We start from the raw sequence: 21,579 nt of genomic DNA on the forward strand, positions 1-21,579 counted from the left end.
CATTTCACGACTCGGCATGGGCGCGGTGCGCGCCTTTGTCTTCGCGTCATTCAGGAGTAGAGATATGCGTAAGTTGACCTTGGCTCTCGGCGTTGCCGCGGCACTCGGTTCGGCCTCCATGGCTGCCCAGGCCGCCGACGTCGCGGTGATCGACTGGCAGCAGGCGCTGCTCGAGACCCAGTCCGCGCAGCAGTCGATGAACCAGCTGCGCAACCAGCTCGGCAACAGACCGCAGCAGGTACAGGCGCTCGGCCAAGAGCTCCAGCAGCTCCAGCAGCGTCTCCAGCGTGACGGTGCGACGCTCTCCGAGGCCGAACGCAACAACCTGATCCAGCAGTTGCAGACCAAAGGTGGGCAGTACCAGCAGCAGCGCGGTGAGCTGGAAGAGGCGCGCGCCAATCAGGAGCAGCAGTTCCTCGAGCAGGCGCGCCCCCGCCTCGACCGTGCGATCCAGCAGGTGGTGCAGCGCCACCAGGTCAAGGTACTCGTCGACCGCAACAGTGTAGTCTATGCCGACGATGCGCTGGATCTGACCAGTGAAGTCACTGCGGCGTATAATGCCGGCAACTAATTGACGTCGAGCTGTGGCGCACCCACGAACCGGGCATGCGACCGTCTCGTCGTTGCCCGGATGCTCTAACGGATGGACATGAAAAAGACCGCCACGATCGGTTTGTCACTAAACGAGTTGGCCTCCCTCTCCGGCGCCACGCTGCGGGGCGACGGCGAGCGTCAGGTGACCGGGTTCGCTACTTTGGTCGATGCCGGACCCGACGACATCGCCTTCCTCGCCAACCCGGCCTATCTCAAGCATCTCGCCGGTACCCGCGCGGCTGCCGTGCTGCTGCGGCCCGAGCACGTCGAGGCTTGCCCGACCAATGCGCTGGCGCTGGACAATCCCTATCTCGGCTACGCGAAGCTATCGAGCTGTTTCGATCGCTTCGCCCGTGCCACCGAGGGTGGGGTGCATCCGACTGCGGTGATCAGCGATAGCGCGGTGCTGGGCGAGGGCGTCTCGGTCGGTCCCCAGGTGGTGATCGGCGATCATGTCCGCATCGGCGCACGGGTAAGGATCGGCGCGGGCAGTGTGATCGGAGACGATTGTGAGATCGGCGAAGATGGCATGCTGCATGCCAACGTGACCCTCTATCACGGTGTGATGGTCGGGGCGCGTGCGATCATCCACAGCGGCGCAGTGCTGGGCGGGGACGGCTTCGGTTTCGCCCACGACGGTCGTGGCTGGCAGAAGATCGCCCAGATCGGTGGCGTGGTGGTGGGGGATGACGTCGAGATCGGCAGCTGCACCAGCATCGATCGTGGGGCGCTCGGCGATACCGTGATAGGCGATGACGTCAAGATCGACAGCCAAGTGCAGATCGCCCACAACGTCCACATCGGCGACCACAGCGCGCTGGCCGGCTGTGTCGGTATCGCCGGCTCCACCCGAGTCGGGCGCGGCTGCCTGCTGGGCGGCGGCGTTGGCCTGGCTGGTCATCTCGAGATCGCCGATCGGGTTCAGGTCACCGGTATGAGCCTGGTGACCAATTCGATTCTCGAACCCGGGGTCTACTCTTCCGGCACCGGGGCGATGCCCAACGCGCTGTGGCGCAAGAATGCGGTGCGCTTCAAGCAGCTCGACGCGCTGGCGCGCCGGGTGAGCAAGCTCGAGAAATCCTAGCGCTCGTCTGGAGGGCCGCCTGGCGCAGGCGTTTTCCAGGCGGGCCGCATCCGCTATGGTCGGGTTCGATTCGATTGCGTGCCCCGGGTCGCTTTTGGCTCGACAAGTCGGCGATAGCCACTCCCTGGGCGCTGTGCCCGTCGAGAGCGGCGGGCAGGGATGGCCGGAAGAACAACGATGCGCTTGCCGGGTTTTCCGGCGAAAACCGCCAGTGAGGTAGCGCTTGCGCCCTCCGGCTAGACGATCCGCGAACGCGCCCGGTCGTCGGGACGCTTCGCCTTGATCGGTCGAGGCGTCTCCTTCATCCGTCTGTCCGGAGGACAGACATTTCGCTATTCAAGAGGCGCGTGCCTCAGAGGTTTTTCTGCATGGTCATGGATATCAAGGAAATCCAGGAATATCTGCCCCACCGCTACCCGTTCCTGCTGGTCGACCGCGTCGTCGAACTGGAGACGGGTCGCTACATCAAGGCCTATAAGAACGTTAGCGTCAATGAGTCGTTCTTCAACGGTCATTTTCCTGGCCATCCGATCATGCCGGGCGTGCTGATCACGGAAGCGCTGGCCCAGGCCGCTGGTATCCTTGGCTTCAAAACGGTCAACAAGCTGCCGCGTGATGGCTACATCTACTACTACGTCGGCAGCGACAACGTGCGCTTGAAGCGCCCGGTATTCCCCGGTGACCAGCTCAGCCTGGAAGCCTGGATGGACAAGTCCCGCCGCGGTATCTGGAAGTTCACCTGCCGCGCCCACGTGGGCGAAGAGCTGGTCTGCGAAGCCGATATCATCTGCGCAGAGAGGAAGATCGCTTGATCCATCCCACCGCCATCATCGATCCCAAGGCGCAGGTCGCGTCCGATGTCGAGATCGGCGCCTACAGCGTCATCGGTCCTGATGTCGTGATCGGCTCGGGATGCGTGATCTCGCCTCATGTGGTGATCAAAGGGCCGAGCGTCATCGGCACCAACAACCGTTTCTTCCAATTCGGCTCGATCGGCGAGGATTGCCAGGACAAGAAGTACCGCGGCGAACCGACCCGTCTCGAGATCGGCAACGACAACGTCTTCCGCGAAGGCGTGACCGTCCATCGTGGCACGGTGCAGGACGAAGGACTGACCCGGATCGGCAGCGGCAACCTGTTCATGGCCTATGCCCATGTCGCCCACGACTGTGTGATCGGCGACAACTGCATCATGGCCAACCAGGCGACCCTCGGCGGCCACGTAGTGCTCGGCGACTATGCGATTCTCGGCGGTCTCGCCGCGGTCCATCAGTTCTGCCACATCGGCGCACACGCGATGGTCGGCGGGCTGTCGGCGATCACCATGGACGTGGTTGCTTACGTGATGGTCAACGGCAACCCGGCGCATACGCATGGCATCAACGCCGAAGGGCTCAAGCGCCGGGGTTTCGACGCCGCGGCCATCGCGACCCTGCGCGACGCCTACAAGAAGGTGTTCCGCAGCCAGTTGAAGCTCGCCGAAAGCATCGAAGCCCTCGAGCGCGAAACGCCCTCCGCTGCGCTTCAGGTGTTCATCGACTCGCTGAAGAACTCATCGCGCGGCATCACCCGCTGAGCTCGAACCATGCCCCGGTGCCGGGGCATGGTGGCATATCCCTCCGATTTGGTGACGAGTCTGCGTATGATCCCATCTCCTCGTCCGCTCAAGGTCTTCGTCGTCGCCGGTGAGCTTTCCGGCGACGTGCTGGGCGCGGGACTTCTGCGTGAGCTAAAGCGACGCTATCCCGGGGCGAGCTTTCGCGGCATCGGTGGTCCACGAATGATCGCCGCAGGGCTCGAAAGCCTCGCGCCACTCGAGCGGCTGTCGATCATGGGGCTGGTCGAAGTGCTCAAGCACCTGCCCGGACTGATCCAGCTGCGCCGCATGCTGCGCAAAGAGGCGCTGGACTGGCGGGCCGACGTGATGGTCGGCATCGATGCGCCCGACTTCAACTTAGGCCTCGAGCGTCAGCTGCGCGAGGTCGGGATCCGGACCGTGCACTACGTCAGTCCCTCGGTGTGGGCATGGCGCCAAGGCCGGGTCGAAGGCATCCGCCGCGCGGTCGATCTGATGCTCACCTTCCTGCCGTTCGAGGCGGCCTTCTATCGTGAGCATGGCGTGCCCGTACGCTTCATCGGCCATCCGCTGGCCGACGAGCTGCCGCTGGATGACGATGCCTCCAGCGCACGGCGGGCGCTCGGGATCGAGCATACCGGTCCGCTGCTGGCGATGCTGCCTGGGTCGCGACACAATGAAGTCAGGCTGATGCTGCCGGTCTATCTCGAGACGCTGGCGCTGCTGAGACAGCGCCAGCCGGCCTTGCGCGCGGTGCTGCCAGCGGCCTCTCCCGCCCGTCGCGCGGAGATCGAGGCACTGCTCGACGAGCAGGCGCGCGAGGCGATCACCCTGATCGACGGAGATGCCGCGCTGGCGATGGTCGCAGCCGATGCGGTACTGCTCACCTCCGGCACCTCGGCGCTCGAGGCGATGCTCTGCCATCGGCCGATGGTGGTCGCCTACCGGATGGCACCGATCACTCATTGGATCGCCCAGCGGGTGGTCAAGACCGAGTGGATCTCGCTACCCAACCTGATCGCCCGCGAGACGCTGGTGCCCGAGCTGATCCAGCACGACGCTACTGCGCCGCGGATCGCCGCGTTGCTCGAGCCGCTGTTGACGGATCCTCAACAGGCGCTGCGTGAGCGTTTCGCGCGGATGCACGCCGAGCTCGCACTGGGGGCGAGCGCGAGCGCCGCCGATGCGGTGGCGGCGCTGGTCGAGAAGGGCCCGCAGGCCCTTGCGAGCGAGCGGGAGGTCGCGCGGTGAAAGGGCGCAAGAGCGGGCTTGGAAAGATGCGCCCAAGCGATTATCCACCGCTTGTGATCGACTACCGCGGCCGCTGGCTGGCCGGCGTCGACGAGGTCGGACGAGGCCCGCTGGTCGGTGATGTGGTCGCCGCCGCGGTGATCCTCGACCCGGAAAGACCGATCGATGGGCTCACCGACTCCAAGGCGCTCACCAGCGTTCGGCGCGAGCTGCTCGATGCCGAAATCAGGAGGGTGGCGCTGGCCTTCGCGATCGGCCGTGCCACGCCCGCCGAGATCGACCAGCTCAATATCTACCACGCCACCCACCTGGCGATGCGCCGTGCGATCGACGCGCTCTCTCCCGCGGCCGAATTCCTCTTGATCGATGGCAATCGGCTGCCCGGACATCGGCTTCCCGGTGTCGCGGTGGTCAAGGGCGATCTGCGTCACCCGGCGATCAGCGCCGCCTCGATCATCGCCAAGGTCGCACGGGACGCCGAGATGCTCGTGCTCGACCAGCGCTATCCTGGCTATGGGTTCGCTCGCCACAAGGGCTACCCGACCCGCGAGCACCTCGAGGCGCTCGAGCGGCTTGGTCCGCTGGATGTCCATCGCCGCTCGTTCGGCCCGGTCAAGCGCCAGCTCGCACTGTTTTGAATCCTGTCCGCCATCGAGGCGCTGTGCGCCGGTGGCACTGAATCGGGCCGGTCGATGCTTTATCATGGTCGATCTTCGAGCCACCTCCATGTCAAAGTCGAGCGAGCCATGACGACGCCTTTCGTACATCTACGCGTGCACAGCGAATACTCCCTGGTCGACGGCCTGGTCAGGCTCAAGGCGCTGACCGCGGCGACCCAGGCGATGGGTGTTCCGGCGCTGGCGGTGACCGACGAGAGCAACCTCTTCGGCCTGGTCAAGTTCTACAAAGCCGCCCAGGGTGCCGGGCTCAAGCCGATCATCGGTGCCGATCTGTGGATGCACAACGCACAGGACGAAGAACACCCCTACCGCTTGACCCTGCTGGCGATGAACGCCGATGGCTACCGCCACCTGATCGAGCTGATCTCTCGCGGTTGGCGCGAAGGGCAGGTGAAGGGCAGGGCGATCCTGCACAAGGAGTGGATCTTCGAGGCGTCGGATGGGCTGATCGCGCTCTCGGGCGCACGGGAGGGCGAGATCGGCCGTTTCCTGCTCGCTGACCATGCGCAGACCGCTCGCACCCTGCTCACCGAGTGGCAGCGCTTCTTCCCCGATCGCTTCTATCTAGAGCTCCAGCGTACCGGGCGGCAGTACGACGAAGAGTGTCTCCATCTGTCGGTCGAACTGGCGCTCGAGACCGGTACCCCGGTGGTCGCGACCAACGACGTGCGCTTCATCAAGCGCGAGGAGTTCTGGGCCCACGAGACCCGGGTCTCGATCGGCGAAGGCAAGGCGCTCGAGGACCCTCGCCGCGAGCGGCGCTATACCGAGGAGCAGTACCTCAAGTCGCCCGAGGAGATGGCCGAACTTTTCGCCGATATCCCCGAGGCGCTGGAGAACAGCGTGATGATCGCCGCGCGCTGCAGCGTCGACGTGCGAATGGGCGAGTACTTCCTGCCGGAGTTCCCGGTACCCGAGGGCATGACGCTCGAGGAGTTCTTCAACAAGGTCTCCCACGAAGGGCTCGATCGCAGGCTGTATCAGCTGTTCGATGCCCCATCGGCGATCTACCAGGGGCGCTCGCGTGTTGAGGAGGAGCCGGCCTATCGGGAGCGGCTCGATTTCGAGCTGAAGATCATCAACCAGATGGGCTTCCCCGGCTACTTCCTGATCGTCATGGACTTCATCCAGTGGGCCAAGCGCAATGACGTGCCGGTGGGGCCGGGGCGCGGCTCCGGTGCGGGGTCGCTGGTCGCCTACTCGCTCGATATCACCGATCTCGACCCGCTCGAGTACGACCTGCTGTTCGAACGCTTCCTCAACCCTGAGCGCGTCTCGATGCCCGACTTCGACGTCGACTTCTGCATGGAGAAGCGCGACAGCGTGATCGACTACGTCGCCGACCGCTACGGCCGCGACGCGGTTTCGCAGATCGTCACCTTCGGCACCATGGCGGCCAAGGCGGTGGTGCGTGACGTCGCTCGCGCCCAGGGCAAGCCTTATTCGCTCGGCGACAAGCTCTCCAAACTGATCCCCTTCGAAGTCGGCATGACCCTGGCCAAGGCGATCGAGCAGGAGCCAGCGCTGAAGGACTTCGTCGAGAACGACGATGAGGCCGGCGAAATCTGGGAGATGGCGGTCAAGCTCGAAGGGATCACCCGTGGCACCGGCAAGCACGCTGGGGGCGTGGTGATCGCGCCGACCAAGCTGACCGACTTCTCGCCGCTGCTCTGCGACGAGGAGGGCAACGGTCTGGTGGTGCAGTTCGACAAGAACGACGTCGAGGAGGCTGGGCTGGTCAAGTTCGACTTCCTCGGCTTGAGGACGCTTACGATCATCGACTGGGCGCTGGAGATGGTCGATGTGGTGCGTGCCCGCCAGGGCAAGGGCCCGCTCGACATCTCGACCATCCCGCTCGATGACAAGCCGACCTACGACCTGCTCAAGCGCGCCGAGACCACCGCGGTGTTCCAGCTCGAATCGCGCGGGATGAAGGAGTTGATCAAGCGGCTGCAGCCCGATTCGCTCGAGGACATGATCGCACTGGTCGCGCTGTTCCGCCCCGGCCCCTTGCAGTCGGGAATGGTCGATGACTTCATCAACCGCAAGCATGGCCGCGCCGAGCTTGCCTACCCGCACCCCGACTACCAGCACGAATGGCTCAAGCCGGTGCTCGAGCCCACCTACGGCATCATCCTCTACCAGGAACAGGTGATGCAGATCGCGCAGGTGCTGGCCGGCTATACCTTGGGCCAGGCGGACATGCTGCGTCGCGCGATGGGCAAGAAAAAGCCCGAGGAGATGGCCAAGCAGCGCCAGGGCTTCCTCGATGGCTGCGCCGCCAACGACATCGACGCCGACCTTGCCGGCAACCTGTTCGATCTGGTGGAGAAGTTCGCCGGCTACGGCTTCAACAAGTCGCACTCGGCGGCCTATGGCCTGGTCTCCTACCAGACCGCTTGGCTCAAGGCCCACTATCCCGCGCCGTTCATGGCGGCGGTGATCTCCACCGAGATGGACAACATCGACAAGGTGGTGCCGCTGATCGAGGAGTGCCGACGCATCGGCCTCACCGTCACCCCTCCGGACGTCAACCTCGGTGCCTATAAGTTCAGCGTCAACGAGGCGGGCGAAGTGGTTTACGGCCTGGGTGCGATCCGCGGGGTCGGCGAGGGGCCGATCGAGGCGATCGTCGAGGCGCGCGAGAGCGGCGGTCCATTCGTCGACCTGTTCGACTTCTGCCAGCGCATCGATGCCAAGCGGCTCAACAAACGCACCCTCGAGGCGCTGATCCGCTCCGGCGCGGTCGATCGTCTCGGCCCTTCGCGCTCGGTGATGATGGCGGCGCTGGAGGATGCGATGAAAGCCGCCTCCCAGAGTCACGCCAACCAGAGCATCGGCATCGACGATATGTTCGGCGAGGCGTTCTCGAGCGACGAAGGCGGGCAGGACAATTTCGCCGCCTACGCCGAAGTGCGCCAATGGACCGACCGCGAGCGGCTCGGCGGCGAGAAGGATACCCTCGGGCTCTATCTCACCGGCCACCCGATCGACGAGTATGAAAGCGAGCTCAAGCGCTTCGTCTCGACCCGGATCAACGAACTCAAGCCGTCGCGCCAGCCCCAGCGGATTGCCGGGCTGGTGGTCGGGATGCGGACGATGAAATCGAAGCGCGGCGAGACCATCGCCTTCATCACCCTCGACGACCGCACCGGGCGCATCGAGGCATCGCTGTTCGGTGAGCTGTTCGACCAGGTGCGCGGCCAGCTCAACGACGCCCAGGTGCTGATCTGCGAGGGCGATGTATCGAGCGACGACTATTCCGGCGGCCTGCGTATGCGGGTCAAGGAGATCACGCCGATGGTCGATGCGCGCAAGCGGTTCGGTGAGGCCGTCGAGGTGGCAGTCGATGGTCAGCGTATCGATGCACAGTTCGCCCGCGCCCTGCGCGAGGGGCTGAGCGCGCATCTCGACGAGCAAGGGCTGCCGGTTCGGCTACGCTATCGTAATGCCGCCGCCAGCGGCGCCTTCGAGCTCGACGAGCGCTGGCGCGTCGCTCCCTGCGACGAGCTGCTGATCAGCCTCGCCGAGGTGCGTGGTCAGCAGGGTGTGCGGCTTTGCTATCGCTGATCACGGCCACGCGGCCTTGCGAGTTGTCGCCACAATGGGATAATGACGCACTTTTGCGCCGACCTTGCGGTGGAGCGTCCCTCGCGCTCGATGCGTTTCTCGGTGCCGCTGCGGCCGGTGGCGCGAGCGCGGGTGGGGCAAGGCGGGTCGCGACTAGGATGTTGTGCCGTGAAGCGGGCCGCTTGCAGATGGCCGGTGTTTCGCTCGGTGCTCCGCCCAGTGCCCGTTCCGGCGACTGCGTACCTGCGAGGGTCCGCTGCTCCGGTCGTTCATCTCGGGGTAGTGTTGCATCGCGTTGCCGCGAGCGCCCTTCACCTGCTGCCAGTTCTTCGACAGAGCCTTTCAGACACGCCATATGAACCCGAACTACCTGGACTTCGAACAGCCCATCGCCGAGCTTCAAGCCAAGATCGAAGAGCTGCGGCTGGTCGGCAACGACAGCAAGATCAATCTCAGCGACGAAATCGGCAAGCTCGAGGACAAGAGTCGCAAGCTCACCGAGCAGATCTTCCGCGACCTCACCCCTTGGCAGGTTTCCCAGCTTTCCCGCCATCCACAGCGGCCCTACACCCTCGACTACCTCGAGGATGTCTTCACCGAGTTCGACGAGCTCCACGGTGATCGCGCCTTCGCCGACGATGCGGCGCTGGTGGGTGGGGTCGCGCGCCTCGACGATCGGCCGGTGATGGTGATCGGCCACCAGAAAGGGCGCACGGTGAAAGAGAAGGTGCGGCGCAACTTCGGTATGCCGCGCCCCGAAGGCTATCGAAAGGCGGTGCGGCTGATGGAGATGGCCGAGCGCTTCAAGATGCCAGTGCTGACCTTCATCGACACGCCCGGTGCCTATCCGGGGATCGATGCCGAGGAGCGGGGCCAGAGTGAGGCGATCGCCTATAATCTGGCGGTGATGTCGAGGCTCAAGACCCCGATCATCGCTACCGTGATCGGCGAAGGCGGCTCCGGTGGGGCGCTGGCGATCGGCGTCTGCGACGAATTGATGATGCTGCAGTATTCTACCTATTCGGTGATCTCGCCGGAGGGCTGCGCCTCGATTCTATGGAAAAGCGCCGACAAGGCCTCCGACGCCGCCCAGGCGATGGGCATCACCGCCAGCCAGCTCAAGGAGCTCGGCTTCGTCGACAACCTGATCGACGAGCCGCTCGGCGGCGCTCACCGCCATCCCCGCGAGACCTGCTCGCGGGTCAAGCAGGCGCTGCTCGAGGGGCTGGAGCGACTCGATGCGCTCGATCTCGATGCCCTGATCGAGCGCCGCTACCAGCGGTTGATGAGCTACGGCGCGCCGGGCTGATCGTGCCATGGCCGGGGCGGATGGCGAGCGCCTGACGCTCGACGCGGCGATGGCCGGCGCCGGAAGCGCGAAGCTCTGGCTCGCGCTCTCTGGTGGACTCGACAGCGTCTGCCTGCTCCATCTCGCCATCGAAGCCCATGCTCGCCGCCGCCTGGCCGGCGAGCCGGTTCCTTCCCTCCACGTCATCCACGTCAATCACCAGCTCCAGGAAGATGCTCAGCGCTTCGAGCATTTCTGCCGCGAACTCTGCGCCGCCCTCGAAGTACCGCTCGAAGTCCGCTCGGTCGACTGCTTGGATCACCGCATGGGCCCGGAGGCCGCGGCGCGAGAGGCACGCTATCGCTGTTTCTGCGCCGTGTTGGATGAAGGCGATCGACTCTGGCTCGCCCATCATCGCAACGACCAGGCCGAAACCTTCCTGCTGCGTGCGCTGCGAGGTGCTGGCGTCAGCGGGCTGGGCGGCATGCCCGCCGCGCGCAGGCTCGGCCGCGGGTGGCTCGAGCGCCCCCTGCTGGGTATCGGCCGTGATCGACTGGAGCGGTTGGCAGGTGACCGCGGCTGGTGCTGGGTCGAGGATACGACCAATCTCGAGCTGCGCTATGCTCGTAACCGCCTGCGCCACACCGTGGTTCCCGCGCTCGAGACGGGATGGCCCGGAGCCGCTGCCCGGCTGGCCGAAACCGCCGAACGGCTGAGCGAGAGCGCTCGGCTGCTCGAACTCTTCGCAGCCGAGGACCTGGTTCGCCTTGGCGCGGACCCCACCCGGCTCGACTGCGCCTCGCTGCTCGCCCTGGGTGAGGCGCGAGCGGCGTTGTTGATCCGCCATGCGCTCGGCAGGATCGACGTGCCGGCTCCGCCGCGGGCGCGGCTCCTTGAGCTGCTTGCCCAGCTCGGCGCGGCCGAAGACCGCTTGGTCGAGGTGCGCTGGCCCGGTGGGGTGGCGCGTCGTTGGCGCCGCGCGCTTTATCTTGGCAGCGATGCGCTTGAGCTTGATTGGCCTGCCTGGGTTGCCGCCCGTCTGGCGCAATGGCAGCCGGTACCCAAGGATGGTCAGCGCGTCGCGCTCGAAGGCGGCAAGCGTTGCGCAGGGGAGCGGCTGAGGCTCGGTGGGATGAGCCGGCGGCTCAAGACACTGTTCCAGGAGAGCGGCGTGCCGCCCTGGGAGCGCGACAACCTGGTGCTGGTGCGCCAGAGCGGCTCAGCGTCACTGGTCGCGGTGCTGGGCGAGCGGCAGGCTTGGGTGGCGGACGGTTGGCGGCTGGCGCGCCATGGTGGGGCGATCGTGCGGGGCGAATATTGATGTGCAAATCGGCGATGATCGAGCCTGAGCGAAATTTTCATCACGCATGCTTGCGTTGTCGCCGGCGCTTGCTTAACATCATGAGGTCCGCCAGCTTCGATACCTCTTCTGGTTACCCTGCGGTTCCAAGAACCTTCCAGACTTTTCTATTCCAACGTGTTTCGAATACTCCCGTCAGATCTCGTTCGCCGCGTATCCCTCGGCTGAATAGCACCTCCTACCGAGGAGTGCATTCGGTGTTCACGACGATCATCATGACGCAGCAATCGATCACGTGAAAAGTACCTGGCCCCACTATCCGACAGACCGGCTGCGTGAGTGCGAGAGACGCTCTTTCCCGTCATGCCGCTCTGCGGTGGTGTCGTAGCGACGAAGGTGGGCTGTACCTGTCGCGATCGCTAGATGCTCCACCGACTCGTGCCCTTGTCCTTCTCCGCTGGCGCCTCACCACGACGCGCCCGGCCGATGGGCGTTGCAGGCCGATTGAGCGTTCGCCGTTCGCCAGCTCCATGGCCTGGGTTACTCCGATGGCACGTCGACACCACCATTTTCCTATCTCCCATGCTGACCTGCTCAGCCATTTCTGAACGAAGCCGATGAATCTAACCGAACTCAAGCAAAAGACCGTCCCGGAACTGCTCGAACTCGCTCAGAGCATGAGCATCGACAATGTCGCGCGGTCACGTAAGCAAGACATCATCTTTGCCATCCTCAAGAAGCACGCCAAGAGCGGCGAGGACATCTACGGCGACGGCGTGCTCGAGATACTCCAGGACGGCTTCGGTTTCCTTCGCAGCGCCGACAGCTCCTATCTTGCCGGCCCCGACGACATCTACGTTTCACCTTCTCAGATCCGCCGCTTCAACCTGCGCAAGGGCGACACCATTTCGGGCAAGATTCGCCCGCCCAAGGAGGGCGAGCGCTATTTTGCCCTGCTCAAGGTCAGCCAGATCAACTTCGATCGCCCCGAGAACGCCAAGCACAAGATCCTGTTCGAGAACCTCACCCCGCTGTTTCCTGACGAGCGGATGGTGATGGAGATCGGCAACGGTTCGACCGAAGACCTGACCTCGCGAATTCTCGATCTGACCGCGCCGATCGGCAAAGGCCAGCGTGGCTTGATCGTCTCGCCGCCCAAGGCGGGCAAGACGATGATGATGCAGAACATCGCCAACGCCTTGGTGCGCAACAATCCCGAGTGCTACCTGATCGTGCTGCTGATCGACGAGCGTCCGGAGGAGGTCACCGAGATGAGCCGCACGGTGCGCGGCGAAGTCGTCGCCTCGACCTTCGACGAGCCGCCCGCTCGCCACGTCCAGGTCGCCGAAATGGTGATCGAGAAGGCCAAGCGCCTGGTCGAGCACAAGAAGGACGTGGTGATCATGCTCGACTCGATCACTCGTCTGGCGCGCGCCTACAACACCGTGGTGCCTTCCTCTGGCAAGGTGCTGACCGGTGGGGTCGATGCCCACGCGCTCGAGAAGCCGAAGCGCTTCTTCGGTGCTGCGCGCAACATCGAGGAGGGGGGCAGCCTGACCATCCTCGCCACCGCTCTGGTCGATACCGGCTCGAAGATGGACGAAGTGATCTTCGAGGAGTTCAAGGGTACCGGCAACATGGAAGCGCATCTCGACCGCAAGCTGGCCGAGAAGCGCGTCTTCCCGGCGATCAACATTCGCCGCTCCGGCACCCGCCGCGAGGACCTGCTCTGCACCGAGGACGAGATGCAGCGGATGTGGATCCTGCGCAAGCTGCTCAATCCGATGGAGGACGTCGCCGCGACCGAGTTCCTCATCGACCGGCTCAAGGACACCAAGACCAATCTGGAGTTCTTCGAGGCGATGAAGCGCCGCTGAACGAGCCTCGCCTCGGCGGCGGTGTCGAACGAGCGAGCGAGAGGGGCGGATGATATGATTCTCCGCCCTTTTTCTTTCTCGTCGCCCTCATCAAGGAAGGTCACATGCAGTATCGCGATCTGCGCGAATTCATCGAGCGCCTCGAAACGATGGGCGAGCTCAAACGCATCTCCGCGGAAGTCGATCCCTATCTGGAGATCACCGAAATCTGCGATCGCGTATTGCGCGCCGAAGGTCCTGCGTTGTTGTTCGAGAACGTGCGCGGGCACGATATGCCGGTGCTCGCCAACCTGTTCGGTACACCCAGGCGCGTCGCCCTGGGCATGGGGCAGGAGGAGGTGAGCAAGCTGCGCGAGATCGGTGAGCTGCTCGCCTATCTGAAGGAGCCTGAGCCACCCAAGGGGCTGCGCGACGCTTGGGAGAAGGCGCCGCTGCTCAAGAAAGTGCTGAGCATGGGGCCCAAGCGCGTACGCAAGGCCGCTTGCCAGGAGGTGGTGCTCGAGGGCGACGAGGTGGATCTCGACCGGCTGCCGATCCAGCACTGCTGGCCGGGAGACGCGGGGCCGCTGGTGACCTGGCCGCTGGTAGTGACCAAGGGGCCGAACAAGAAGCGCCAGAACCTCGGTATCTATCGCCAGCAGAAGATCGGCAAGAACCGGCTGATCATGCGCTGGCTCTCCCACCGCGGCGGTGCGCTCGATTTCCTCGAATGGCAAAAGGCCCATCCCGGCGAACCCTTCCCGGTGGCGGTGGCGCTCGGCGCCGACCCGGCGACGATCCTTGGCGCGGTGACGCCGGTGCCCGACAGCCTGTCCGAGTACGCGTTCGCCGGGCTCTTGCGCGGCAGCAAGACCGAGCTCACGAGCTGCGGGCACGCCGAGCTCGAAGTGCCGGCCTCGGCGGAAATCGTCCTCGAGGGGTTCATCTACCCCGACGACACTGCGCCCGAAGGGCCGTTCGGCGATCACACCGGTTACTACAACGAAGTCGATACCTTCCCGGTGTTCACCGTCACCCGGATCACCCATCGTCGCGATCCGATCTACCATTCGACCTACACTGGGCGTCCACCGGACGAGCCGGCCGTGCTCGGCGTCGCGCTCAATGAGGTGTTCGTGCCGATCCTGCGCAAGCAGTTTCCCGAGATCATCGACTTCTATCTGCCGCCCGAGGGGTGCTCCTATCGGATGGCGGTGGTGTCGATGCGCAAGCAGTATCCAGGCCATGCCAAGCGGGTGATGATGGGGGTGTGGAGCTTCCTGCGCCAGTTCATGTACACCAAGTTCGTGATCGTGGTCGATGAAGACGTCGACACCCGCGACTGGAAGGACGTGATCTGGGCGATCACTACGCGTATGGATCCGGCCCGCGATACCGTGATGATCGAGAACACCCCGATCGACTACCTGGACTTCGCCTCGCCGGTCAGCGGGCTCGGTTCGAAGATGGGGCTCGACGCGACCTCGAAGTGGCCAGGCGAGACCGATCGCGAATGGGGCGTGCCGATCGCGATGGATGAGGCGATCAAGCGGCGGGTCTCGGAGCGTTGGGCCGAACTGGCTATATTCGAACAGTGAGGAGTGTGCCGTGCAGGGCGGCGCTCCAAGATACCAAGCGAGAGAGAGCACGATGACGTCCACCACCTTGAATTGCCGGATCGAGGCGCTCGAGACCCTCGACGCCAACGTCACGCGGGTGTTCCTGCGCGCTGACCTGCGCGAGGGGCAGGGCGACGTCGCCCATGCGCCGGGGCAATATCTCGAGGTCGCCGTCGAGCTCGAGGGCCAGAAGTCCTGGGTGCCGTTCTCGATCGCCAACGCTCATCGCGGCGATGGCCTGCTCGAGCTGCATATCCTGCATGCCGAGGGTAGCCGCAGCGGCGCTGCCCTGGCGCGTCGCCTGCGCCTGGGCGAGTGTCTCGAGGTGCGCCTGCCGATGGGGGGGTGCGTGTTCGATCTCGCCGACCGTCGCCCGCTACTGCTGATCGCCGCCGGCACCGGTTTTGCCCAGATGAAGGCGATCATCGAGGCCGCGCTCGCCCACGATCCCGATCACGAGATCCATCTGTGGTGGGCGGCACGCACTCGGCCCGAACTCTACCTCGACGACCTGGCCCGGCGGTGGGCACGAGACTACGCTTACTTCAGCTATCACCCAGTGCTCGAGCTGCCGGGCGAGGGTGATTTCGATGGGGTGATCGAGCGTATCGACCGGGCGCTGGCCGAGAACATTACCGCGACTCGCCACGCCAGCGTCTACATCTCCGGTTCCCCTGGCATGGTGTACGCCGTGGTCGACACGCTGGAGGCGATCGAGCCACTCACCGAGCGAGTGTTCTCAGACGTATTCAGCTATGCACCCAGGATGCCGGCCGGCAATGGGGAGTCCCGCTGATGCCCCAGTCACCGATCCTGGTCACCGGTGGCGCCCAGCGGCTCGGGCGCTACTGCGCCGAGCGGCTGCTCGAGGATGGCCATCCGGTGATCATCACCTACCGCCGTCCTCGGGCCGCGGTAGAGGCGCTGCGCGCCCGCGGTGTGACCGCGGTGCAGGCCGACTTCTCGAGCGAAGCAGGTATCCTCGAGTTCATCGAGACGCTCCACTCGCTCACCCCGAGCCTGCGCGCGATCGTCCACAACGCCTCCAGGTGGCAGGCCGATCACAGTGACGCCTCGATGGGCGAGGAGTTCGAGCTGATGTTCCGCGTCCACATGCTCGCTCCCTACCTGATCAACCTGAAGGCTCGCGACCTGCTCGATGCCTGCACCGAGCCGATGCGCGACATCGTCCACATCAGCGACTTTTCCGCCAGTAAAGGTTCGCGGCACCATTCGGCCTACGCCTCGACCAAGGCGGGGATGGAGAACCTGACCCGCTCGTTCGCCGCGCGTTTCGCACCGAGCATCAAGGTCAACTCGATCGCCCCGGCGGCGATCATGCTCAATACCGACGACGATGAGGCCTATGCCGCCTCGCTCAGGGACAAATCGGTACTCGAGGCGATCCCCGGTCCATCGGTGATCTGGGAAGGCCTGCGCTATCTGCTCGATGCTCGCTTCGTCACTGGCAGCACGCTCGCCATTGACGGTGGGCGCAATGTGAAGTAGAACTTCGTCAACTTTTCATCGAGTGATTCGCGCCGGGACGGATGCGGTTTCTTTCTTGCCGTCGTCGGCGACACCGGAGCTTTGACATGAAGCCCTCCCACCTGTTCGCCGGCGCGAGACGCAGCCGGGGTGCCAGTCTGCATCGGGAGCGCCAGCCGTCGTTCACGCTGCACACCTTCAGGCGTGAGCTGCGTGCGTTCTGTTGGCTGGCTGCCGCGCTGCTGGTGATCGGATTGATCAGCGCTCTGCCTGCGCTGTTCATCTGGATCGAGCTGATCCGGCCCGATTGAGCCGCGCCCGTTGGGCGAGGTTGCCGATCGAGCAGCGGTGCAGTATCCTGCATGCCATCGATTTTTGGGATTCTCCAATGTCCGCCATCGTCATTGACACTTCAGCCGATCACCACCGCGCCCTGTGCGGCGCTGTGGTCGTGCGCGCTGTCGACGCGGTCGTTGGTGTGTCCCAGCCAAGCTATTACGGGTATTGGTTTAGCCGCTCGCGCGCCTGAACCTCCAGGCGCGCCCGAAAACGGGACGCCTACCTGAGAATCGCATCACCCCCGGTCAGGCTTCCTGACCGGGGGTTTTTTCGTTTTCGCAGGCCCATAGCAGGGCCGCCACGTACCAGGAGTCAGCACATGTACACCAACGCCATTCGATACCGTCACTCATCCTGGCGATTTAGCCCTCATCGGTCGGCTCAGTCCGTCGCCTCCGGCCGATCCCTTCTCGGTGGCAAGCCGCTCCCGCTTTCATTGCGATCACGAACACCCTGACCACGGGCCACGCTGACCGCGTCCCGACAAGGAAAGATCATGACATCCAATCTCTCTATCCCCGCTGCGCCTGCCTCCGAACGCTCGTCACTGCCGCTGCCGAGCGTCGCCGAGCTCAAGGCCCGCTTGCCGCTTGGTCCCACCCTCTCGCGCCGCGTGGCCACCCAGCGCGCAACGCTGCGCCGCATCATCGAGGGCCGCGATTCGCGCCTGATGGTGGTGGTGGGGCCCTGCTCGATCCACGATGATCGCGCGGCTCTCGACTACGCCGAGCGTCTTGCCGATCTGGCATCGCGTGTCGACGACCAGCTGGTACTGGTGATGCGCGCCTACGTCGAAAAACCGCGCACCACGGTGGGATGGAAGGGACTGCTCTATGATCCGCACCTCGACGGTAGCGACGATATGGCCACTGGCCTGCATTTCTCACGTTCGCTGATGCGCGAGATTCTGCACCTGGGCCTGCCCGTCTCTACCGAGCTGCTGCACCCGATGGCCGCGGGCTACTTTTCCGATCTGCTCGCCTGGGCGGCGATCGGGGCGCGTACCACCGAGTCGCAGATTCATCGCGAGCTGGTCAGCGGGCTCGCGCTGCCGGTCGGTTTCAAGAACGCAACCGACGGCGGCATCGGCGTGGCCTGCGACGCAATCCGCGCGGCTTCGCACCCGCATCGCCACTTCGGCATCGACTGCGATGGGCATCCGGCGATGTTGACCAGCGAGGGGAATCCCGACACGCACCTGGTGCTGCGCGGCGGGCGCAATGGACCCAATTATGATGCGCAGAGCGTCAATGATGCGCGCATGGCGCTGGAGCGGGCCGGGCTGCCTGCGAGGATCATGGTCGATTGCAGCCACGCCAACAGCGGTAAGGATCCGCTGCGTCAGCCGGCGGTGCTGGCCGAGGTGATCGCCCAGAGACTGGCGGGAGAGGATAGCCTTCGCGCGGTGATGCTCGAAAGCCACCTGGAGTCGGGCGCTCAATCCCTGGGCGCGCCGCTGCGCTATGGCGTGTCGATCACCGATGGCTGCCTGGGGTGGGATGCGACCGAAGCGGCACTGCTCGAGGCGGCCGAGCGGCTGCGCGGCGGTAGGCTGGCAGCCAAGGCTGAGTCATTGATGCTGAGCTGAAGCTTAAGCGTTGGGCGCCAGGTGGAGAGCAGCCCGACCCTTCTCTACCCTTGTAGATGGTCAAAGTCCCGCGCTCGCCGCGGGACTGAATCATTTCAAGGGTGAAAAGGAATTTCGATGGCTCAAGCCAGCAACCAGCGGGTGTTCTTCGTTTCAGCGGCATTGATAGTGGCATTGGTTTCGATCGGCGCTGTGTTTCCCAGTCAGTTCAGCGCAGGGGCTTCAGCGGCGCTGAGTGGGGTTACCCGGGTATTCGGCTGGTTCTACCTCTGGTCGGTGTTCGGCTTCGTGGTATTTCTCTTGTTCGTCGCTGGCAGCCGCTACGGCAATATCCGTCTCGGTCCGCAGGATTCCAGGCCGACCTACGGCTTCTTTTCCTGGGTCAGCATGCTGCTGGCCGCCGGCTTCGGCGTAGGGCTCGTGTTCTATGGCATGTCCGAACCGATGCTTCATTACCTCTCGCCGCCCTTCGGCGACATGGAGGGCGGGACCCCGGAGTCTGCGCGCTATGCAATCCAGTACGCGATGTTCAATTGGGGCCTGCATCAGTGGGCGGCGTTTTCGATCGTCGGCCTGATCATCGCCTACTACCAGTTCCGCAAGGGCCAGCCTGGACTGGTGTCGACGGTGATGAAACCGATCACCGCCAAGCTCGGGCGGGCGCGCAAGGTATCCGGCAGTGCGCTCGACGTGTTCGCCGTGGTCGCCACGGTGATGGGGGTAGCCACCTCGGTGGGGCTTGCGGTGTTGCAGATCAATGGTGGCCTGAGCATCGTGTTCGAGAGTGTCCAGGAGGGCTTCTTCTGGCAGTGCGTGATCATGGCGGCGATGTTCGCCTGCTACATGGCCTCGGCCTGGTCAGGGCTCGACAAAGGGATCAAGAACCTCTCCAACCTCAACATGCTGCTCTGCCTGGGGATGATGCTCTATGTACTGATCACCGGGCCGACCATCGCCATCCTCGAGACCTTCACCGTCGGGATCGGTGATTATCTGCAAAACGTCATCGGTATGAGTCTGCGCATCGATCCCTTCGGCGATAGCGAGTGGATCGGCAGCTGGACGGTCTTCTATTGGGCCTGGGTGATTTCCTGGTCGCCCTATGTCGGCAGCTTCGTCGCGCGTGTCTCGCGCGGGCGTACCATCCGCCAGTACGTGTTCGGGGTGCTGATCGTGCCGCCAATGCTCGCTTGCCTATGGATCGGCATACTCGGTGGTGCCGCGCTGAACATGGAGCTCAACGGAGCCGAAGGCTTGGCCGCGGCGACCGAGGCCAACATCACCACTGCGCTGTTTCTGCTCTTCGACCAGCTGCCGTTCTCCTATCTGGTCTCGCTCGTCGCGATCCTGCTGATCTTCATTTTCCTGGTCACTTCGGCCGACTCTGCTGCCTTCATCGTCTCGCAGATGAGCGACAATGGCTCGCTCCACCCGCCGCTCTACAAGCGCTTCACCTGGGGCATCCTGATCGCCGCGATCTGCCTGACCCTGATCGCCGCGGGAGGCGATACCGGCCTTTCCGGGCTGCAGTCGGCGGCGGTGGTCGCGGCGCTGCCGTTCACCTTCATCATCTATGGCATGGTGGTGGTACTGTTCAGGGAGCTTCGCGCCGACCGCCGTGCGATGCTGATGGCGCTCTATCGCCAGCATGGTGAAACACCGGTCGGTGCCGACATCTTCGAGGCGGACAGCATGGAAAGCGGCTTCGACGAGAAGATCAAGCGCACACCTGAACTGGTGAACCGGCGAATCAACACCGGGCGCGGAGCCAATAGCGATCGCGTCTGACCGAGGGATATCCATTGCGCGCACTGTTCTGGGGGCTGATCACCGTGCTGCTGCTCGCAGGACTCGCGCCTTGGATCGAACGATGGCTGCCGCCCGGCTATGATCCGTTCGCGCCGCTGTCGATCGATGATCCACCGACGGTGGTGACCCGGTTCAAGCTCTCGCGCTTGGCAGGAGATCCAGATGCCTGCCTTGCCGTGCTCGAACGAGCGCGCGAGGCGCAGTGGATCTCCTTCTCTCAGCCAGGGGACAGCGGCGGCCAGTGCCCGCTGTCCTCGCCCGTGCGGGTACAGGGCTTCGGTTCGGTCACGCTGAGTTCGAGCTTCCTCGCCAGCTGCCCGCTGGCGCTGAGCAGCGCGATGTTCGTCGCCCAGGTCGCCGTTCCCGAGGCGCAGGCGCGGCTGGGTTCATCGCTTGAGCGCATCGATCATCTCGGCAGCTACGCCTGCCGCAACGTCTATCATCGCGAACAAGGGCGGCTCAGCGAGCATGCCACCGCGGAGGCACTCGACGTCTCTGGTTTGCGTCTCGGTGACGGGCGCGAGCTAACGGTTCTGGGGGGATGGGGGCGAGACGACGAAGCGGGCGCCTTCCTTCACGCGCTGTTCGAGCGCAGCTGCGGCTACTTCGGCAACTCGATCGGCCCTGACTACAATGCCGCCCACGCCAACCACTTCCACCTGGGCATGCGTGGCTTCGGCATCTGCAGGTAGCGAAAGCGCGGCGAGCGGTCAGGCGGGTGAACAAGGGCGCCAAATGAAGCGCAGCAAAAAAAGGGGCGATATGGCATCGCCCCTCGTCTCGCTGAGTCACTCGTTTCCCGGTTTGATTTCGCCCGACCTGAGCCGAGATCGAGTCACCCTCACACCTGGGTGTGGGCTTCGAGGAACCAGAGGTTCATATCAAGGCCGCGGGATACTTCGGTGAACAGGTCCGAGGTGTCCGCATCGCCGAGTTCGTCGGTGTCGTCGATGGCCTTGCGTACCGCGGCGGCGGCGCCGGCGTAGTGCTCGGCGAGCGCTACCAGGTGATCCGGCACGGCATGGATATCGGTCGGGTAGGGCTTCAAGGAGGTGCTCTCGGCGACGCTCTGCACGGTACCGAAGGCGGTGCCGCCAAGCTGAGTGGCACGTTCCGCCACTGAGTCGACGAAGCCGTCGACTTCGGTACGGAAGCCGTCGAGCATCTCGTGCACGCCGATGAACTGCATGCCTTTGAGATTCCAGTGAGCCTGCTTGATCACCAGCGATAGATCGATCAGCTCAGCGAGTCGGGCATTGAGGATCGCGACGACCTTGGCGCGGGTCGCTTCGGGCAGGTCGTTGCGGGTCGGAAAAAGCTTGGTGGTCTTCTTGGCGTCCTTGAGGCTACGCGGCTTTGCACTGCTCATGGTTCAAAATCCTTCTTGATCGAGAGTGGATGGGGGCGCCGGATTCCTTGACGTACGCTCGCCTGATCTCCGGCAAGCACAATGCTCGGTGCCTACCTGATTAAAGGTGGGCACCTTGAGGCTGAATATCAAGCGGCGAACGGTGAATTTTTGCCGCCGGTGGGCTCG

General features: G+C 64.4%; 18 protein-coding genes. 17 read left to right on the forward strand and 1 reads right to left on the reverse strand.

Annotated elements, in window-relative coordinates:
• The first annotated feature begins 64 nt into the window (after positions 1 to 64).
• The 17 genes from A5892_RS05240 (at position 65) to A5892_RS05320 (ending at position 20,734) form a co-directional block, all read left to right on the forward strand.
• Positions 65 to 571: an OmpH family outer membrane protein gene (locus A5892_RS05240; RefSeq protein ID WP_064121903.1), complete on the forward strand. Its 507-nt coding sequence runs from the start codon at positions 65 to 67 to the stop codon at positions 569 to 571.
• A 78-nt stretch (positions 572 to 649) separates the two neighbouring features.
• Complete coding sequence (gene lpxD, locus A5892_RS05245; RefSeq protein ID WP_064124314.1) at positions 650 to 1,678, forward strand: UDP-3-O-(3-hydroxymyristoyl)glucosamine N-acyltransferase; 1,029 nt, start codon at positions 650 to 652, stop codon at positions 1,676 to 1,678.
• A 368-nt stretch (positions 1,679 to 2,046) separates the two neighbouring features.
• A complete protein-coding gene (gene fabZ / locus A5892_RS05250; RefSeq protein WP_064121904.1) occupies positions 2,047 to 2,490 on the forward strand; it encodes a 3-hydroxyacyl-ACP dehydratase FabZ in 444 nt (147 codons plus the stop codon).
• Complete coding sequence (gene lpxA, locus A5892_RS05255; RefSeq protein WP_064121905.1) at positions 2,487 to 3,254, forward strand: acyl-ACP--UDP-N-acetylglucosamine O-acyltransferase; 768 nt, start codon at positions 2,487 to 2,489, stop codon at positions 3,252 to 3,254. Before fabZ ends, lpxA begins: the two co-directional genes overlap by 4 nt.
• A 66-nt stretch (positions 3,255 to 3,320) precedes the next feature.
• Positions 3,321 to 4,505, forward strand: coding sequence for a lipid-A-disaccharide synthase (lpxB, locus tag A5892_RS05260; protein ID WP_064121906.1), 1,185 nt, complete (start codon positions 3,321 to 3,323; stop codon positions 4,503 to 4,505).
• Between the two features lie 26 nt (positions 4,506 to 4,531).
• Complete coding sequence (gene rnhB, locus A5892_RS05265; protein ID WP_064124315.1) at positions 4,532 to 5,143, forward strand: ribonuclease HII; 612 nt, start codon at positions 4,532 to 4,534, stop codon at positions 5,141 to 5,143.
• A 108-nt stretch (positions 5,144 to 5,251) separates the two neighbouring features.
• Positions 5,252 to 8,755 carry a DNA polymerase III subunit alpha gene (gene dnaE, locus A5892_RS05270; RefSeq protein ID WP_064121907.1) on the forward strand — a complete coding sequence of 1,168 codons (3,504 nt, stop codon included), beginning with the start codon at positions 5,252 to 5,254 and terminating at the stop codon, positions 8,753 to 8,755.
• Positions 8,756 to 9,110: 355 nt separating this feature from the next.
• Positions 9,111 to 10,064: an acetyl-CoA carboxylase carboxyl transferase subunit alpha gene (gene accA, locus A5892_RS05275; protein ID WP_064121908.1), complete on the forward strand. Its 954-nt coding sequence runs from the start codon at positions 9,111 to 9,113 to the stop codon at positions 10,062 to 10,064.
• A 7-nt stretch (positions 10,065 to 10,071) separates the two neighbouring features.
• The gene (gene tilS, locus A5892_RS05280) at positions 10,072 to 11,364 is read left to right on the forward strand and encodes a tRNA lysidine(34) synthetase TilS (RefSeq protein ID WP_064121909.1); all 1,293 of its coding nucleotides are present in this window, start codon (positions 10,072 to 10,074) and stop codon (positions 11,362 to 11,364) included.
• Between the two features lie 596 nt (positions 11,365 to 11,960).
• Entirely contained in the window at positions 11,961 to 13,220 is a 1,260-nt protein-coding gene (gene rho / locus A5892_RS05285) for a transcription termination factor Rho (protein ID WP_027349458.1), read from the forward strand.
• Positions 13,221 to 13,324: 104 nt separating this feature from the next.
• Positions 13,325 to 14,797, forward strand: a complete 1,473-nt coding sequence (ubiD, locus tag A5892_RS05290) for a 4-hydroxy-3-polyprenylbenzoate decarboxylase (protein WP_064121910.1) — start codon at positions 13,325 to 13,327, stop codon at positions 14,795 to 14,797.
• 52 nt (positions 14,798 to 14,849) lie between these two features.
• Positions 14,850 to 15,614, forward strand: coding sequence for an FAD-binding oxidoreductase (locus A5892_RS05295; RefSeq protein ID WP_064121911.1), 765 nt, complete (start codon positions 14,850 to 14,852; stop codon positions 15,612 to 15,614).
• Positions 15,614 to 16,327 (forward strand): dihydromonapterin reductase, encoded by a 714-nt coding sequence (gene folM, locus A5892_RS05300; protein ID WP_064121912.1) that lies wholly within the window; start codon positions 15,614 to 15,616, stop codon positions 16,325 to 16,327. The genes A5892_RS05295 and folM overlap by 1 nt, the downstream gene beginning before the upstream one ends.
• 86 nt (positions 16,328 to 16,413) lie before the next feature.
• Complete coding sequence (locus A5892_RS05305) at positions 16,414 to 16,617, forward strand: hypothetical protein (RefSeq protein ID WP_064121913.1); 204 nt, start codon at positions 16,414 to 16,416, stop codon at positions 16,615 to 16,617.
• Between the two features lie 524 nt (positions 16,618 to 17,141).
• Entirely contained in the window at positions 17,142 to 18,233 is a 1,092-nt protein-coding gene (locus tag A5892_RS05310) for a 3-deoxy-7-phosphoheptulonate synthase (RefSeq protein ID WP_064121914.1), read from the forward strand.
• A gap of 117 nt (positions 18,234 to 18,350) precedes the next feature.
• Positions 18,351 to 20,021, forward strand: coding sequence for a BCCT family transporter (locus A5892_RS05315; protein WP_064121915.1), 1,671 nt, complete (start codon positions 18,351 to 18,353; stop codon positions 20,019 to 20,021).
• A 14-nt stretch (positions 20,022 to 20,035) separates the two neighbouring features.
• Positions 20,036 to 20,734: an extensin-like domain-containing protein gene (locus A5892_RS05320; RefSeq protein WP_064121916.1), complete on the forward strand. Its 699-nt coding sequence runs from the start codon at positions 20,036 to 20,038 to the stop codon at positions 20,732 to 20,734.
• Positions 20,735 to 20,883: 149 nt separating this feature from the next.
• Here A5892_RS05320 and dps read toward each other — a convergent pair whose 3' ends face one another.
• Positions 20,884 to 21,411: a DNA starvation/stationary phase protection protein Dps gene (dps, locus tag A5892_RS05325; RefSeq protein WP_064121917.1), complete on the reverse strand. Its 528-nt coding sequence runs from the start codon at positions 21,409 to 21,411 to the stop codon at positions 20,884 to 20,886.
• Positions 21,412 to 21,579 lie beyond the last annotated feature (168 nt).

Origin of the sequence: Halotalea alkalilenta (assembly GCF_001648175.1) — a bacterium.
Taxonomy (GTDB): domain Bacteria; phylum Pseudomonadota; class Gammaproteobacteria; order Pseudomonadales; family Halomonadaceae; genus Halotalea; species Halotalea alkalilenta_A.

Excerpts from the sequence above, each read along its gene's own strand:
- A5892_RS05310 (WP_064121914.1), top strand. The coding sequence starts at position 17,142 with ATGACATCCAATCTCTCTATCCCCGCTGCGCCTGCCTCCGAACGCTCG.
- rho (WP_027349458.1), top strand. The coding sequence starts at position 11,961 with ATGAATCTAACCGAACTCAAGCAAAAGACCGTCCCGGAACTGCTCGAA.
- dps (WP_064121917.1), bottom strand. The coding sequence starts at position 21,411 with ATGAGCAGTGCAAAGCCGCGTAGCCTCAAGGACGCCAAGAAGACCACC.
- lpxB (WP_064121906.1), top strand. The coding sequence starts at position 3,321 with ATGATCCCATCTCCTCGTCCGCTCAAGGTCTTCGTCGTCGCCGGTGAG.
- folM (WP_064121912.1), top strand. The coding sequence starts at position 15,614 with ATGCCCCAGTCACCGATCCTGGTCACCGGTGGCGCCCAGCGGCTCGGG.
- fabZ (WP_064121904.1), top strand. The coding sequence starts at position 2,047 with ATGGTCATGGATATCAAGGAAATCCAGGAATATCTGCCCCACCGCTAC.
- lpxD (WP_064124314.1), top strand. The coding sequence starts at position 650 with ATGAAAAAGACCGCCACGATCGGTTTGTCACTAAACGAGTTGGCCTCC.
- ubiD (WP_064121910.1), top strand. The coding sequence starts at position 13,325 with ATGCAGTATCGCGATCTGCGCGAATTCATCGAGCGCCTCGAAACGATG.
- tilS (WP_064121909.1), top strand. The coding sequence starts at position 10,072 with ATGGCCGGGGCGGATGGCGAGCGCCTGACGCTCGACGCGGCGATGGCC.
- dnaE (WP_064121907.1), top strand. The coding sequence starts at position 5,252 with ATGACGACGCCTTTCGTACATCTACGCGTGCACAGCGAATACTCCCTG.
- A5892_RS05305 (WP_064121913.1), top strand. The coding sequence starts at position 16,414 with ATGAAGCCCTCCCACCTGTTCGCCGGCGCGAGACGCAGCCGGGGTGCC.
- rnhB (WP_064124315.1), top strand. The coding sequence starts at position 4,532 with ATGCGCCCAAGCGATTATCCACCGCTTGTGATCGACTACCGCGGCCGC.
- A5892_RS05295 (WP_064121911.1), top strand. The coding sequence starts at position 14,850 with ATGACGTCCACCACCTTGAATTGCCGGATCGAGGCGCTCGAGACCCTC.
- A5892_RS05240 (WP_064121903.1), top strand. The coding sequence starts at position 65 with ATGCGTAAGTTGACCTTGGCTCTCGGCGTTGCCGCGGCACTCGGTTCG.
- accA (WP_064121908.1), top strand. The coding sequence starts at position 9,111 with ATGAACCCGAACTACCTGGACTTCGAACAGCCCATCGCCGAGCTTCAA.
- A5892_RS05315 (WP_064121915.1), top strand. The coding sequence starts at position 18,351 with ATGGCTCAAGCCAGCAACCAGCGGGTGTTCTTCGTTTCAGCGGCATTG.